Source organism: Brevibacillus sp. NRS-1366, assembly GCF_050467985.1.
In genome coordinates, this window is sequence record NZ_JBITPN010000006.1 from 13,592 (window position 1) to 28,510 (window position 14,919).

Sequence of the window (14,919 nt, forward strand, 5' to 3'; positions counted from 1 at the left end):
TCTGTCGTTTCCGTCCAAAAACTAGTTGTTCGAGATCGGATCAGCAGCCTGCCCCGCCTCAAACCAGTTTATTTTCTCCCGCATCTTCACGACCTCTCCGACCAGGATAATCGCCGGATTGGAGATATGCGGATTTTCTGCCACCCGATCTTCGATATCTGCCAACGTGCCTGTCACTGTTGTTTGCTGTGGCAGCGTTCCCCAAGCAATGACTGCCACAGGTGTCTGCGGGTCACGCCCGTGCCGGATGAGCTGGGTGCGAATCAGCGGGAGATTCCCCACGCCCATGTAAAAAGCAACGGTATCGATCCCCTCTGCAAGCGCCCGCCATTTATCAACCGCAAGTTCCGGCTTATCCTCTCGCAAATGCCCAGTCACCACAGCAAAGGAAGAGCCGTGGTCACGGTGCGTCACCGGAATACCCGCATAGGCAGAGGCAGCGATTCCTGCTGTTACACCCGGCACAATCTCAAAAGAGATTCCCCGCTCCGCCAAGTGCTCTGCTTCTTCTCCAGCGCGTCCGAAAACGCATGGATCTCCGCCTTTTAGCCTTACAACGATATTGCCTTCGAGTGCCTTCTCAGCCAGCAGCTCGTTGATCGATTCCTGTCTCATCGTGTGATGATCCGGGAGCTTGCCGCAGTAAATGCGCTCAGCCGTTTTCGGTGCATATTCCAGCAAGGCGGGATTGGCCAGGCGATCATAAACGATGACGTCCGCTTGCTGCAAGCATTCCATCCCTTTTACCGTAATCAGCTTGGGATCTCCGGGACCTGCGCCAACGAGATATACTTTACCCGCGCCGCTCATCGGTCACTTACTCCTGCCGAAGCAAATGTCGCCATCTCTTTGACCATCCGCGATGCTGCCTCAATAATTGGAAACGCCAACGCTGCACCACTTCCCTCGCCCAATCGCAGGTGTAAATCCAGCAGCGGCTCCTTGCCCAGTGCCTGAAGCACAAATGCGTGGCCCGGCTCCTGTGAACGGTGACCGGCTATGAGGTAATCGGTAACGCCAGCGTCTATTTTTACAGCCAAAAGAGCCGCTACGGTAGCAATAAAGCCATCCAGCAGGACGGGAACACGATTTTGTGCCGCACCGAGAATCGCACCAGCCATCGCTCCGATTTCCAGACCGCCCACCTTGGACAATACCTCAAGCGGTTTGTCAGCATCAGGTCGATGCAGAGCAAGAGCTTCTCTGACGACGGCTTTTTTATGTTTCCAGCCTGCATCATCAAGCCCTGTGCCACGCCCTACGATTTCATCTGGATCAGCACCAGTGAGTGCTGACAAAATCGCACTGGAAGCAGTCGTATTGCCGATGCCTACCTCGCCGACGATCAACACCTTGGCCCCCTCGTTGATGATTGCTTCAGCCGCTTCCATCCCTACAGCAATCGAGCGCTTTGCTTCCTCTTCAGACATGGCCGCTTCCCGGAGAATATTGCCCGATGCTGCCCTGATACGCTTGCTACAGACTCCTGGGGCATTTACAGGGACAGCAACCCCCACATCTACGACCTTTTGGAGAGCGCCGATTTGGCGGGCAAACACGTTGATACCAGCGCCGCCATGAACCAGATTGATCACCATTTGCGCTGTGACTTCTTGCGGATAGGCGGATACGCCTTCTACCGAGACACCGTGGTCTGCCGCAAACACAATCACGCCTGGTGGAGTAACGACTGGAAAGGGGTCACCAGTCATTCCTGCCAGCTCGACGGCGAGATCCTCCAAGCGCCCGAGGCTGCCGAGCGGCTTCGTCAGTTGATCCACATGCTGTCTTGTCTGCTCTCTGGCTTCGTGGCTTTGCGGTTCTATCGTTCTAGGTTGTTTTTCCAAGCTATTCATCATACGCGCACCTCATTTTCCTGATAAGCCCTCATCTGCTCTTCGATAACATCCAACCGCACGTGGCTCCGGACGGTATCAGCCAACAGATCGTAGCCCTGCTCGCGAAGAGCGACGAAGGATGGTCGATCAACCAAAGGCTGCAGCCCTTTTTTCTCCCTGATCGTATTCAGCAAGAGCGTACGAAGTCGATCATTATGGAACAAGCCGTGGAAATAGGTACCGATGAGCCTGTTCTCTTCCTGACAGTACCCCTCGGAGCGCTCCTCCATCTGGATAAACGGAGCCTCGTACTTTTCGTAAACCGACTGTCCCATATGAATTTCGTAGCCCTCAACCAGTAATTTCTCTCCAGCAAAAACAGCTTCGCCGCGGGACAGCACCGTCGTTTTCTTCTGCTCCATCGTCGTGGTCATCGGAATCAATCCCAAGCCATTCAGCTGTTTTACCGGTGACTCTACTCCAGCCGGATCATGAATGGACTCCCCGAGCATTTGGTACCCGCCGCACAAACCGACTATATAGGTCTTCCCCTTGTGATGCAGCTGCTGGACAGCCGCCGCAAGTCCTGTCTCACGCAGGAACAGCAGGTCTTCGATCGTATTTTTGCTTCCAGGCAGAACGATGAGATCAGGCTCCCCCAATTCCTCTACACGCGTCACAAAGCGCATCCGGCAGTCTGGCTCCACAAAAAACGGATCCACATCCGTAAAGTTGGAAATGCGCGGGTATCGAAGGACTGCGATATCAATCTCGCGCGGTGTTTCCCGCTGCCCCTGATATTTGTGCAGGATCAACGAATCTTCTGCATCAATCCACAGGTCGGGAATGAATGGAACCACGCCCAGTACAGGCTTGCCGGTATATTCCTCGAACCAGTCCAATCCTGGCTGCAAAAGCGTGACGTCTCCGCGAAAACGGTTAATAATGACGCCGATGACGCGCTCACGGTCCTCTGGCGCAAGCAGTTGCAAGGTTCCGACCAGACTGGCAAATACACCGCCGCGTTCGATGTCAGCCACCAAAATGACCGGAGCATTGGCCAGGCGAGCGACCCGCATATTCACTAGCTCGCGGTCGTTCAAATTGACTTCAGCTGGACTGCCTGCCCCTTCAATCACGATCCGTTCATAGGAAGCAGCCAGACGTTGGTAAGCCTCCCCGATGATCCGAAGTCCCTGGTCAAAAAACTGTGTCCGATAGGCAAAAGCTTTCATATTACCATACGGCTCGCCATTAACGACAATTTGTGATTCCGAATCCCTCGTCGGCTTGATCAGGATCGGATTCATATCCGTCGTGGCGAGAATTCCCGCTGCTTCTGCCTGCACGCCTTGTGCTCTCCCGATTTCTTTTCCGTCCAGCGTTACGTATGAATTCAAGGCCATGTTTTGCGATTTGAACGGCGCTGTCTTGTAGCCGTCCTGAGCAAAAATGCGGCATAGCGCTGTCGCAATCGCACTTTTTCCTGCATCTGAGCTAGTGCCCTGAATCATGAGAGGGAGGCCTTTAGGCACGTGCACCCACCTCCGCGCACCGGTTCAGCCAGCGCTTCACCAGCTCTGGGTTAGAGCCGAAATGCAGGTGTGTATAGCCCGCCACCAGATTATCGTGGGCGTATCCTTCTGGCTTGGTGCCGCGCAGTCCTTTTGTTTCGTAGGCATGCGGCAGTTCTGCTTCCGTGGAATAGGTGGAATAATGGAACTCATGGCCTTTTGCCTGTTCATCCGGACCAATCAAGAAATTGCCTTCTTTCCCACGAACCTCGCGATAACCGAGTGCTGCCAGCTTCTTTTGCATCGTGACTTGCCCTGGAATCAGGCCGACCATCGGATAGCGCTCTCCATCAGTCGTCACAATCGCTTCTGTCAAAAACATGTAGCCGCCGCATTCAGCAAGAGTCGGCAAACCGGATTGGATGGCATCCCGAACCGATTGCAGGACTTTCTCGTTTTGCGACAGCTCGGCGGCAAATTCCTCAGGAAATCCGCCTCCGATGTACAGACCTTCTGCTCCCTTTGGCACACCTTCTCCGGCAAGCGGGGAGAAGAACGCCAGCTTTGCACCGTACGATTCCAGAAGCTCTAGATTCTCTGGATAGTAAAAATGAAACGCTGAGTCCTTCGCAACCGCAATTGTTACGCGAACAGACGTCTCTTGCGGTGCAAACAGCTTTGGTTCCGCATCCAGCGGCTGCGCCTTTGCCAGCTCCCAGACAAGGTCCAAATCTACCGTATCCGCGATCAAATCCGCTAATTTCTCAAACAGCGGGGACAGCTCACCCCGTTCTACAGATGGAACCAATCCGAGATGGCGCTCAGGGATTTCCAGCTCATTTTCCCGTTTCAGATAACCCACGACCGGAATTTTGCACTCCTGCTCGATGGCTGCCTTGACGATTTTATGATGTCCCTCGCTGCCTACCTTGTTTGCGATGACCCCAACAATTCTCGCCTGCGGGTTCAGAAGCTGAAAGCCTTTGACAATCGCTGCCGCACTGCGCGCCATACTCTGGCAATTGACAACCAACAGGACGGGGGAACCGGTCAGGATGCTGATCTCTGCCGTACTTCCCTTGTCACTGGTCGCTTCCTTGCCATCGTACATCCCCATAACGCCCTCGATGATAGAGATATCAGCTCCGGCGCTTCCCCGAACGAAAATCTCCATAACCGTGTCGTGAGGAAGCATGAAGCTGTCCAGATTGCGGGAGGCTCTGCCTGTTACAGCCGTATGGTACGTAGGATCGATATAGTCAGGACCGCACTTGAACCCTTGCACGATATGGCCCTTTTGTTTCAAAGCAGCCATCAGACCAATCGTGACGGTCGTTTTACCTGCTCCGCTGCCTGTTCCCGCAATAACAATACGGCGGCTCTCTGTCATGAGCGTCCCTCCTCGTGATAAGGCATCAATCCAACAGAAATAGTGACATTGCCCGATTTTTTCTTGGTCAACACCAGCTTGTCTACACCTGCGTACAGCTTGGCAGCGGGCTCGCTCACGCCATATGCACCCGTAAACTTAAAGACGGTATCGGACGGATCGCTGATTTCCACCTGATTCAACTGCTCAGGAGAATACCAGACGAACGGCCAACCGTATTTTTCACATACAGCAATGAGGCCCTCTTCGTCTTTTTTCAACTCAATTGTTGCCAGCGCCTTGACGCTTTTGATCGAGAACTGCAGCTCATCCAGTGTTTCTTTGATGACTGCTTCGATCTCTTCTGAGGAGGTTCCCCGATTGCAGCCCATCCCCAGCACGATGACCTTTGGACGATAGAGAACGCCGTTGTTCAAAATCGTTTGTTCTGCAGGTGTTAACAATCGATGGGACACGACGAGTGCGGCCTGCGGCTGATCTGCCTGCGCAGCGACGATCGAAGGATACTCCTTGATCGAGGGCGGTATCGGTGTGTCATGCATCCACCAGTCACGCTCGCCTGATTCGTTTACTACGGCTACACGCTCTTCATTTACAACCGAAGCACTGACTGGGGTCAGCTTTTCATCGGAGTCCCATTCCCAACCGAAACGACGACCGAACAGATCGACTGGGATTGTTTTTTGCACATCGGATGCAGTCGTAATGATCGCACGTGCGCCCATTACCGCTGCTACCTCATGAGTCAACTCGTTGGCCCCGCCCAAATGACCGGACAGTACACTGATGACATTTTCGCCACGGTCATCTACGACAACGACGCCCGGGTCTTTCTTTTTATCTTCGAGCAGCGGAGCGATCATACGTACAACCGCCCCGAGCGAAATGATGATGATCAAGCCCTTGTAAGCAGGCCAAAGGGCGGGAAACAGCATCCGGACACTATTGGAAAAAAGCTGAATGCCGCGCGATTCCTCGTCGCCGCGAGCAAACTTGCTCATGTAGTAAAGGTCTGTCCCGGGAAATTTTTGCGCGAGATCGCGAGCCATTTCTACACCATGCTTGGTAATGGCGACGATAGCATAATCCCCGTTCTGTTGGATCGCAGGGATTTCTCCCTCCTTCAGCTCGATGATCATACCTCTTTCACACCTTTTCTGTACCCGTGTGTGAAGGTTTTATCATACAGCTTGGAACGGTACTGCTCGCTCTTTTCGTGAATGTCCGGGTCGAGTGCCCAGCCTGCCAAAATCATGGCGTGCTTGCGGATGCCGTTTTTGCCCATGTCTTCGTCCAAATTCTTCAGGGTGGTGCGAATAATCAATTGATCCGGCCAGCTTGCCCGCTGCACAACAGCTACAGGCGTATCCTCGCTCCAGCCTGCTTCGATCAGCTCGCGCACCACTTTTTTGGTCAAAGTCGCGCTGAGATACAACGCCAATGTGCAGTGATGCTCGGCAAGTGCGCGCAGCTTTTCCCGATCTGGCACAGGTGTACGTCCCTCTGCACGGGTGAGAATCAGCGTTTGCGTCAGCTCAGGAATCGTTAGCTCGGCTCCTACAGCCGCGGCTGCTGCAAAGACAGAGCTGACACCTGGAACGATCTCTACCTCGATGCCCTCCGCTTTCAAGAGAGCGATCTGCTCCATGATGGCTCCGTAAACGGACGGATCGCCCGTATGCAAGCGAACGACAGTTTTTCCTTTGCTGATTCGGTCTACCATCAGCTCTACCATCTCTTCTAACGCCATCCCCGAGCTTTGCAGCACTTCGGCGTCAGAATTGGCGAGCGCTACCAGGTCCTCATTGACGAGAGAATCGGTATATAAAATCACGTCAGCCTTTTGCAAAAGCTTCAAGCCTTTTACAGTAATTAAATCAGGGTCGCCGGGACCCGCTCCCACTATGTACAGTTTCATTATTTTTTCACCACCATTAGTGTAAGATAGCTAAGCTCTGCACGCTCCAGCTCCCGCATATCGGTCCAAACCATTTCCTCTGCGGAAGTAACCTTGGTTGCCACGGCCGCCTTGTCTGCAAGCCCCATTTCTTTCAGCAATCCGATGATCATCGGCAGTACTTTCGCTACCTTGAGGAAGACGACGGTATCGTGATCCTGAATCGCTTTGCGCATCGCTTCCTTGTCCTCGGTTGCGGGAATGATGCCGATCTGTTCATCTCCGTCCGCGAGCGGCAGGTTAAAGCGGGAAGCGGCACCGAGAAACGAGGAGACACCTGGGATCGTCACGACAGGCACTTCTGGATGCTCGTCATGCATGACACGCATCATATGGATAAACGTGCTGTAAAACATCGGATCGCCCTCTGTCACGAAAGCAACGTCCTTGCCCTCGGATAGACGCTCCCAAACGATCTCAACGGTGTTGTTCCATTCGCGCTCCAAAATCTCTTTGTCCCGTGTCATCGGGAATACCAGCCCGAGCATTTCCTTGTCCCCTGGCTGCACATACAGCTCGGCGATTTGATGCGCGTAGCTTTTGCTGCCCATCCGTTTTTTCGGGTACGCGATGACAGGCGATTGTTGCAAAAGGCGAAATGCCTTGACGGTAATCAATTCAGGGTCGCCAGGACCTACTCCTAGTCCGTATAGTGTTCCGATCTTGGTCAATTGCTGTCTCCTCCTTGTTCTTCCTCCTGCTTGGCCCAGGCGGTGATGATGTAGATCGGGTTCAATGCTTCAAACCGCGTCAATGACAAAATCGGCTTGCTGCGTGAAAGCTGCGCCAGTGTCACCGATGTCTCAAAGCCTTCCGCGGCCAATGCTTGTGTCGCTTCATACAAAGTCTCAATCGTAGCTGCATTGACGACAATCCGTCCACCTGGACGCAGCCGCGTACAGCAAATGTTCAAGAGCTCACGCAATTCGCCGCCGCTGCCACCGATAAACACAGCATCAGGGTCTGGAAATTCCTCCAAGCCTTTTGGCGCCCGGGCATTCACCACGGTCAGATCTGTACGAAACTTGGCCATGTTCTGACGGCAGTTTTCGAGATCATCCGCATTTTTCTCCACGCCGTACACTTCGCCTTCGCGGGCAATGCGCGCTGCTTCGATGGCGACAGAGCCTGTGCAGGTGCCGATATCCCATACGATGCTTTTTGCATGCAATTGAAGCTGCGCAATGCTCAAGATGCGCACTTCTTTTTTCGTGATCAAGCCCTTGTCTGGTTTTCGCTGGGAAAATTGTTCGTCAGGAATTCCAAACGGCCATACCGGACTCGGACGAAGTTTTTTCAAAATCACTACGTTCAGATCAGAAAACACACCGTCAGCCATGTCCTCAAGGGAATACCAGCCGGTCTTCTCTTCTGCACTGCCCAAATTCTCAGCGACGAACGCATCGTATTCTGTCATCTGAAAGGACAGCAGGTAACGGGCAATCGCAGATGGTGAATTTTCTAGATCGGTCAGCAGAGCGACCTTTTCCTTCCCATCGATCCGCTGTGCCAGCCCTTTGATGCTGCGTCCATGTACACTCGCGAGTGTTGCATCCTGCCACGCTTCCCCCATCTTGGCGAAAGCGAGCTGTATGGAGCTCAGATGCGGGTAAACTTCCACGTTCAGTTTTTTGGCCAAGAGACTGCCGATCCCGTAAAAAAGCGGATCACCAGAGGCGAGAATGACGGTTTTGCGCGTCTCGCTGCGAAGCTCCTCCACCATCGCGGAGAGTCCGCCCTTGAGCACCCGTTTCTCCCCCGTATACGCTGGAAAAAAGGCTAGATGCCGCTCTCCTCCAACCAAGAGTTCACTTTCTTCTATCCACGTCCGGTACAACGGAAGCAAGCTCTCTTGTCCGTCATCCCCAATTCCGATCACTTTCATCGCCTGTGTCATTGATCGTCACCCTTCCCAACAGGGACCCTTTCATTGTAATGATGATGGTTTCGACCTCGATTCCCCCACCAACCTCTTTAAGCGCAGCATGGCAGCAATTCGCACACATGATCTCAAAAAAGGCCGGTGTATCCACCATCAGATCGCCTACCTGCGAAGCGGTGTTGGCACCCAGTATTTCGTCGATTCTTTCCTGCGGCGCTCCCGCATCTTTTGCCATCTGGGCGAGGAACCCGAAATCAACAGGTGCGCTTTTGGAGTGAACCATCATGACGCCCTGTGCTACTTTGGAAAATTTCCCCATCATCCCGACCAGCGTGACTTTTTTCATCTGCTTTCGCTTGCATTGCATGAGTGAAAAGCCGACGAAATCACCCATCTCGACAAAAGCTTCCTCAGACAGGTCCGGGTAGGTTGCGATCCCGAACGTCTCACTCTTTCCACCCGTTGAAAGCACGATGTGGTCACAGCCCGCTTCCTTGGCGACATTCACTGCTTGCGCTACGCTCGCTTTGTAGGCAGAAGTGGAAAACGGCACCACGATTCCGCGCGTCCCCAAAATGGAGATGCCTCCGAGTATGCCGAGTCGTCCATTTAACGTTTTTTTGGCTATTTCCTCGCCCGCAGGCACAGATATGACGATCTTGATCCCCCTCTTTGTCCCGTACTCTTCCAGTACGGCCTGAGCGGTTTCACGGATCATCTTGCGCGGGACAGGATTAATGGCTGCCTCGCCGATAGAGACGGGCAGTCCTGGTTTGGTCACCCGTCCGACGCCGATTCCTCCATCCAGAATAATGCCTGGCTCATCCGACCATTCCACCGTGCTGAGTATCAAGGCCCCGTGTGTCGCATCCGGGTCGTCTCCGCCATCCTTGATGGTGCCGGTCGTAGCCTTTTTAGATGTGAATTCACAGCTTACCAATTGAAAGGTGACTTCCTCTCCAATCGGCAGGCGGATGGTGGCTTCGCTTTGCTCCTCCTGTGTAATCAGCGCTATCAAAGCAGCCTTGGTCGTCGCCGTTGCACAGGAGCCAGTCGTATATCCGTGGCGGAGGGGTTTTGCCTCTTTTTCGTCCGTCGCTGCTTTGGCCGCCATATGTTTATCCCAACCGTTCCGCCATGATGGAGATGGCATTCAATGCCGCGACCGTTACGGGGCTTCCGCCTTTACGGCCGATGTTGGTGATGAATGGAATATCGAGTTTGGCCAGCTCTTCCTTGGATTCAGCTGCGGATACGAATCCAACCGGCATGCCGATAACCAGACCTGGCTTCGCTTCGCCTTCCTTCACCATACGGATGAGCTCAAGCAGCGCAGTCGGTGCATTCCCGATGCAGAAGATGCCGCCATCTGCTTCTTTAATGGCCTTGCGCATCGAAATAATCGCACGCGTCGTATTGAGGCGCTTTGCTTCTTCCATGACATCTCGATCTGAGATGTATACTTTTACCTCTCCGCCGAACTTTTCGATCCGGTTTTTACTGATGCCGACTTGAACCATTTGCACGTCCGCTACGACGATTTTTCCGCTGCGAATCGCTTCGATCCCTGATTTCACAGCATCCGGGTGGAATACAAGGCTGCGTCCCAGATCAAAGTCTGCAGATGCGTGGATGACGCGCTGAACAACCGGGTACTGTTCCTCCGTAAAAGGATGCTCCCCCAGCTCGTCTGTAATGATTTGAAAGCTCATTTCCTCGATCTCTTGTGGTTGTACGGTCATTGGTTTGAAATCCGTCTTGAAATCCATGATTCATTTCCTCCAGTCATTTGTTTTCGTACGTGATTATTGGACTACCTCTTTGAGTTGGCCGAGTACACTTTCAAAATCGGAAAACTTCGTTCCGTAATCAATCTTTGGACGCCCGATGACGATCGTTTCAATGCCCATTTCCAGGGCGGCTTCCACTTTTTCGTCAAAGGCGCCTACTTTTCCGCTTTCTTTCGTGATCATCAGCGTCACGCCATAGTGATCGTACAGCGCCTTGTTCAGTTCTTTGGAGAATGGCCCCTGCATCGCTACGATGTTTTTCTGCTCCAGGCCCAGCTCTTCGCATTTTTGCATATTGTCGAGTCGCGGCAGCATTCGTGCCACCACAGTCGTATCCGGCAAGCCTAACAAGCGATCCGTAAAAGTTTTCAGTGTCTTGCTGCCAGTCGTTAGCATGATGATGCCACGCTTATCAGCCGCAAGCTCTGCTGCTTGCACATAATCTTCTACTACAATCAGCTTTTCGCTGCCGGGAGAAGACAGGCTTTCCCTTTCGTAACGGATGTATGGAACACCTGCGCCCTGTGCACCTGCCATCGCATTTTTAGAAGCTTCCTCAGCGAAGGGATGGCTAGCGTCTACCACGCATTGCACGCTTTTCTCCACAATCAACGACTTGATGTCGTCCGCAGTCAAACGCCCCACTTGAACGGGCACTCCTGCTTCCTCCATGCTTTTAGCGGCATTGTCGGTTACGACCGTCGTCAAAAGATCGTACCCGCTGCCTTTGATCAAAAGGGCCAATTCGCGCGCATCGCTTGTTCCAGCCAGTACCAGAATCATCCTTACGTCCTCCTACTTCGTTACGTGGTCATGCTTATGGTCGTGATCGTGCTTATGATCATGATCGTGGTCATCATGGTCATGATCGTGGTGATGGTGGTGCCCATGATGATGGTGGTGATGCCCGTGGTCGTGATCGTCGTCATGGTGGTGGTGATGGTCAATATGCTCCATCGCTGCCAGTCTGTACTGACAGGTATCACAGTTGAGCTTCACTTCCCCATGCAGTGCTTCCTCTACGCGATCTTTCAACACTTCTTTCAGCAGCGGATGGAATCCGAAATACTCGGCCATCTCGAACTGTGCTTCCGGATATTGCTCGCGGAACTTTTCCAGCTGATCGCTCATCCGCTTGATCAATACGCCTGTAAACAAGAAGTAAGGTAAAAGCACGACTCGCTTTGCGCCCAGCTTCAGGCAACGCTCAACTCCCTCATCGTAGAGCGGGTAGGTGACTCCCATGAAGGCAGTCTCCACCCATTTTGCCTTGTAGCGCTCCCAGAACAGTCGGGACATTTTGTAAATATCGCTATTGGCATCTGCATCGCTGCTGCCTCGTCCGATCACGAGTACAGCCAAATCATCATGTTCCTCGCCAGGAGCAAAGCCAGCCTCTCCCATCCGTGCCGTCAAAATGTTGATGACTTCATCATGAATACCAATCGGGCGGCCGTAGATGAACTGTACGTGCGGGTGAAGCTCCTTCGCCTCGTCGATAGCTGCCGGGATGTGGATTTTGGCGTGACCCGCGGAGAACAGAATGATCGGGATGACCGCCACACGGGTCGCTCCCCGTGCTACACATGTATTCAAGCCGGAAAGCATGTCAGGACGTGCAAACTCGAGAAAGCACGTTTCGATAATTGGAACATCCAGCTCCGGTGCAAGCGAGCTTACAAACTGTCTAATCTCTTCATTGCCTTCAGGATCTTTGCTCCCGTGGCCTACAAATAATACCGCGTCCATGGTTGTTCCCCCTCATCTTATATACGTGAATTGGATTGTTCTTAATCCCCACAAGCAGCGTTCTCGATCTCTGCTTTCGCCGGCTCGCGCCAAGCATAGCCCTCCAGTTCGCCCACACGCTGGAAATACTTGTGGAACCGTTCATTCGGGAACGCCTCTTTTTTGAACCGTGTAACGATTCGCTCGACCAGAGACACAATCTCTTCTTTCGGGATTCCTTCTGCCACTGGAATACCTGAGTGAGCGTTGCGCCCCACTGTCTTGGCTCCGAGGAACAGATCAAACTTGCCTTTGCGGAATACGATTCCGATATCCTCCTGAACCGCGCCATAGCAGGCCATCCCACAACCGTTAAAGCCGATTCTCATCTCTTTTGGCATTTCCTTGCCGCCCAGTTTTTGATGCAGCTCCTCCGCATAAGGGATACTGTCCTTTTTCTCTCCATCGCAGAAGTCGCACGCTTTCACCTGCAAAACGTCTCCAATCGGGCTCAAGATGAGTCCGAGCTCGCGCAAACGTCCGGTTACAAGATCTGGATTGGCAGTGGGAACACGCAGTATGATCTGATGGTGAGGAGTGTATTCAATTTCCCCTTTTTCTCCTGCCACTTCTGCGATCGCCATCATCTGCTGCGGTGTGATCTTTTTGTTTGCAACCCCTGGGCTGACCGCGCATTCAAAAATCATTTCCGGCGTAAAAGAAGACACCGGACGCCCCACCGTTTTCGCGGAATTCTCCGTAACAATGCCTTTTGCCGCATTGATTGCCGTAAGAGCTTGCATGGCCCAATCAAAAGGTGCTGGCTGTGACTTTGGAACCGTTGCCTCTTCTGCGGCGGTGGGTGGTGCTTCCAAGACAGCCGTGCTCGTGGCTGTTCCTGTTGCCGCTGTTTTTGCTGGCTCTGTGTCTGCCAGTACGAGTCTATCCTGTGTAGGCGCAGAGGGAGCTAGTGGTGTGGACCCCAGCGTTTCGCCTGCTGCCTCCAATGACCACGGCTCATTCTCCACCCGCAGGCGCTGATGCGGCTTCAATGGCTGTTCATCTGCCGACAACGTGTACTTGCGCTGGTATCCGCGCGGCGTAATCATTTTGCCGTCGTAGACGAATGTCGACGTATTTCCGATAATCACTGTCGTCAGCATACCGATATCGTGCTCCAGCATTTGTGCCAGCGTAGTGATCACGACATGCTCACGCTCACGAAACGCACTTTTCACAATACCAACAGGGGTATCTGGTGAGCGGTATTGCAGCAGGATTCGCTGCGCCTCTACAATCTGGCGCGTACGTCGTCCGCTGCGCGGATTGTACAAGGCAATGACAAAGTCAGCCATCCCTGCTGCATCAATTCGGCGCTCAATCAGCTCCCATGGAGTCAAGTGGTCACTCAGGCTGATCGTGCAGGCATCGTGCATGATAGGTGCCCCAAGGATTGCCCCGCAGGAGTTAATCGCGGAAATCCCCGGTACGATCTCAATCGGAACGCCTGTCGCCTCCGTCCAGCCTTTTTCCACGAGCACCTCATAGACCAGCCCTGCCATCCCGTACACGCCCGCGTCGCCACTGGAAATGACGGCTACTTTTTTGCCTTCCTCTTCTGCCTGGCGCACTGCTTCGCGCGCACGCGTCACTTCTTCGGTCATCCCTGTACTCACAATTTCCTGATCGGTTAAAAGTCCGCGGATCAAATCCACGTAAGTCGAGTAGCCGATGATGACATCACTTTCCTGGATCGCTTCCCGTGCACGTTTGGTGATATGCTCAAAGCTTCCTGGGCCAAATCCGATCACAAACAACTTGCCGCTCATTCGATTTTCCCCCTTTTGCTCACACGCTTGTAGTCACTGCTGTGATTGCCAGACAGACGATCAGACAAAGCAGCGATACGAGATACATCATTTTTACCGTTGACTTGATATCCTGTGACCTGAGTGGTCTGTGCGGGTCCCCCAGCTTCGCTCGGTTGGATGGTACCCCCTGGTAGTAATTCAGTCCGCCTAACTGGACGCCCAAGGCTCCTGCTACGCCTGCTTCGGGCAAGCCGCTATTAGGACTGGGGTGCAGGTGTGCATCCCGCTTCATCATCGCCCAGCTCTGCTGCCAATCCAGCCGCATCAGCCAGCTCACCACGATCAAAAACAGTGCTGTCAGACGTGCGGGTATGTAGTTCAACACATCATCAAAACGGGCAGAAGCCCAGCCAAGATTCCCATATTTTTCATTTTTATAGCCGACCATGGAATCCAATGTATTGGCTGCTCGATAAGCCATCGCCAGCGGAGCTCCGCCAATCGCCGCAAAAAACAACGGTGAGACGATGGCATCCACGATATTTTCCGCCACTGTTTCCACAGCGCCCCGACAAATTTGCGGTTCGTCCAGCTGCTCCGTATCCCTGCCAACGACCATAGAGAGCGAGCGCCTCGCCGCTGGCAAATCACCAGCCAACAGATGGCGGGCAATTTCCATTCCTGCATCGGCAAGACCTTTGGTCGCAATGGTCGTGGAGATAAACCAGGCTGCCAATGCCCATGAAAGCAGCGGATGAACAAGTGATGCTCCCCATAAAATAAGCCACACCACCATGTAGCTGCCCGTAACGATCAGGAGCGGAAAGAGTACCCCCGCCAGCTTCAAATGCGATTCTCTTTTGACGACTGCCCGAATGACACGCTCCAGCCGAGTAATCCACCAGCCCATGATGACGACGGGATGGGGCAAGCTGCGCGGATCACCCACCACCCGATCAATCAGGTAGGCAGCACAGAGTATCCATATTTCAGTCATGTTGTCCCTCTC

General features: G+C 53.3%; 14 protein-coding genes. All 14 read right to left on the reverse strand.

The features are described 5' to 3' along the window. Positions 1 to 21: 21 nt before the first annotated feature. From cobA to cbiB, 14 genes are read right to left on the reverse strand one after another with little or no spacing between them, the layout of a single operon-like run. Entirely contained in the window at positions 22 to 810 is a 789-nt protein-coding gene (cobA, locus tag ACIFQN_RS03935; protein WP_429831732.1) for a uroporphyrinogen-III C-methyltransferase, read from the reverse strand. Then, positions 807 to 1,859, reverse strand: a complete 1,053-nt coding sequence (gene cobT / locus ACIFQN_RS03940; RefSeq protein WP_429831733.1) for a nicotinate-nucleotide--dimethylbenzimidazole phosphoribosyltransferase — start codon at positions 1,857 to 1,859, stop codon at positions 807 to 809. The genes cobA and cobT overlap by 4 nt, the downstream gene beginning before the upstream one ends. Beyond that, on the reverse strand, positions 1,856 to 3,373 hold the full coding sequence (locus ACIFQN_RS03945) for a cobyric acid synthase (RefSeq protein WP_429831734.1): 1,518 nt from the start codon (positions 3,371 to 3,373) through the stop codon (positions 1,856 to 1,858). The genes cobT and ACIFQN_RS03945 overlap by 4 nt, the downstream gene beginning before the upstream one ends. Next, the gene (locus ACIFQN_RS03950; protein ID WP_429831735.1) at positions 3,366 to 4,742 is read right to left on the reverse strand and encodes a cobyrinate a,c-diamide synthase; all 1,377 of its coding nucleotides are present in this window, start codon (positions 4,740 to 4,742) and stop codon (positions 3,366 to 3,368) included. Before ACIFQN_RS03950 ends, ACIFQN_RS03945 begins: the two co-directional genes overlap by 8 nt. Then, positions 4,739 to 5,881, reverse strand: coding sequence for a cobalt-precorrin 5A hydrolase (locus tag ACIFQN_RS03955; RefSeq protein WP_429831736.1), 1,143 nt, complete (start codon positions 5,879 to 5,881; stop codon positions 4,739 to 4,741). The genes ACIFQN_RS03950 and ACIFQN_RS03955 overlap by 4 nt, the downstream gene beginning before the upstream one ends. Then, positions 5,878 to 6,660, reverse strand: coding sequence for a precorrin-4 C(11)-methyltransferase (gene cobM / locus ACIFQN_RS03960; protein ID WP_429831737.1), 783 nt, complete (start codon positions 6,658 to 6,660; stop codon positions 5,878 to 5,880). The genes ACIFQN_RS03955 and cobM overlap by 4 nt, the downstream gene beginning before the upstream one ends. Further along, positions 6,660 to 7,370, reverse strand: a complete 711-nt coding sequence (cobI, locus tag ACIFQN_RS03965) for a precorrin-2 C(20)-methyltransferase (protein ID WP_429831738.1) — start codon at positions 7,368 to 7,370, stop codon at positions 6,660 to 6,662. Before cobI ends, cobM begins: the two co-directional genes overlap by 1 nt. Then, entirely contained in the window at positions 7,367 to 8,596 is a 1,230-nt protein-coding gene (gene cbiE / locus ACIFQN_RS03970; protein ID WP_429831739.1) for a precorrin-6y C5,15-methyltransferase (decarboxylating) subunit CbiE, read from the reverse strand. Before cbiE ends, cobI begins: the two co-directional genes overlap by 4 nt. Then, positions 8,559 to 9,695, reverse strand: coding sequence for a cobalt-precorrin-5B (C(1))-methyltransferase (locus ACIFQN_RS03975; protein ID WP_429831740.1), 1,137 nt, complete (start codon positions 9,693 to 9,695; stop codon positions 8,559 to 8,561). Before ACIFQN_RS03975 ends, cbiE begins: the two co-directional genes overlap by 38 nt. A 4-nt stretch (positions 9,696 to 9,699) precedes the next feature. Then, positions 9,700 to 10,350 (reverse strand): precorrin-8X methylmutase, encoded by a 651-nt coding sequence (locus ACIFQN_RS03980; RefSeq protein WP_429831741.1) that lies wholly within the window; start codon positions 10,348 to 10,350, stop codon positions 9,700 to 9,702. A gap of 36 nt (positions 10,351 to 10,386) precedes the next feature. Then, positions 10,387 to 11,154 carry a precorrin-6A reductase gene (gene cobK, locus ACIFQN_RS03985; protein WP_429831742.1) on the reverse strand — a complete coding sequence of 256 codons (768 nt, stop codon included), beginning with the start codon at positions 11,152 to 11,154 and terminating at the stop codon, positions 10,387 to 10,389. Positions 11,155 to 11,166: 12 nt separating this feature from the next. Further along, positions 11,167 to 12,120 (reverse strand): sirohydrochlorin chelatase, encoded by a 954-nt coding sequence (locus tag ACIFQN_RS03990; protein WP_429831743.1) that lies wholly within the window; start codon positions 12,118 to 12,120, stop codon positions 11,167 to 11,169. A gap of 41 nt (positions 12,121 to 12,161) precedes the next feature. Continuing rightward, entirely contained in the window at positions 12,162 to 13,928 is a 1,767-nt protein-coding gene (gene cobJ / locus ACIFQN_RS03995) for a precorrin-3B C(17)-methyltransferase (RefSeq protein ID WP_429831744.1), read from the reverse strand. A gap of 19 nt (positions 13,929 to 13,947) precedes the next feature. Beyond that, positions 13,948 to 14,907: an adenosylcobinamide-phosphate synthase CbiB gene (gene cbiB, locus ACIFQN_RS04000; protein WP_429831745.1), complete on the reverse strand. Its 960-nt coding sequence runs from the start codon at positions 14,905 to 14,907 to the stop codon at positions 13,948 to 13,950. Positions 14,908 to 14,919 lie beyond the last annotated feature (12 nt).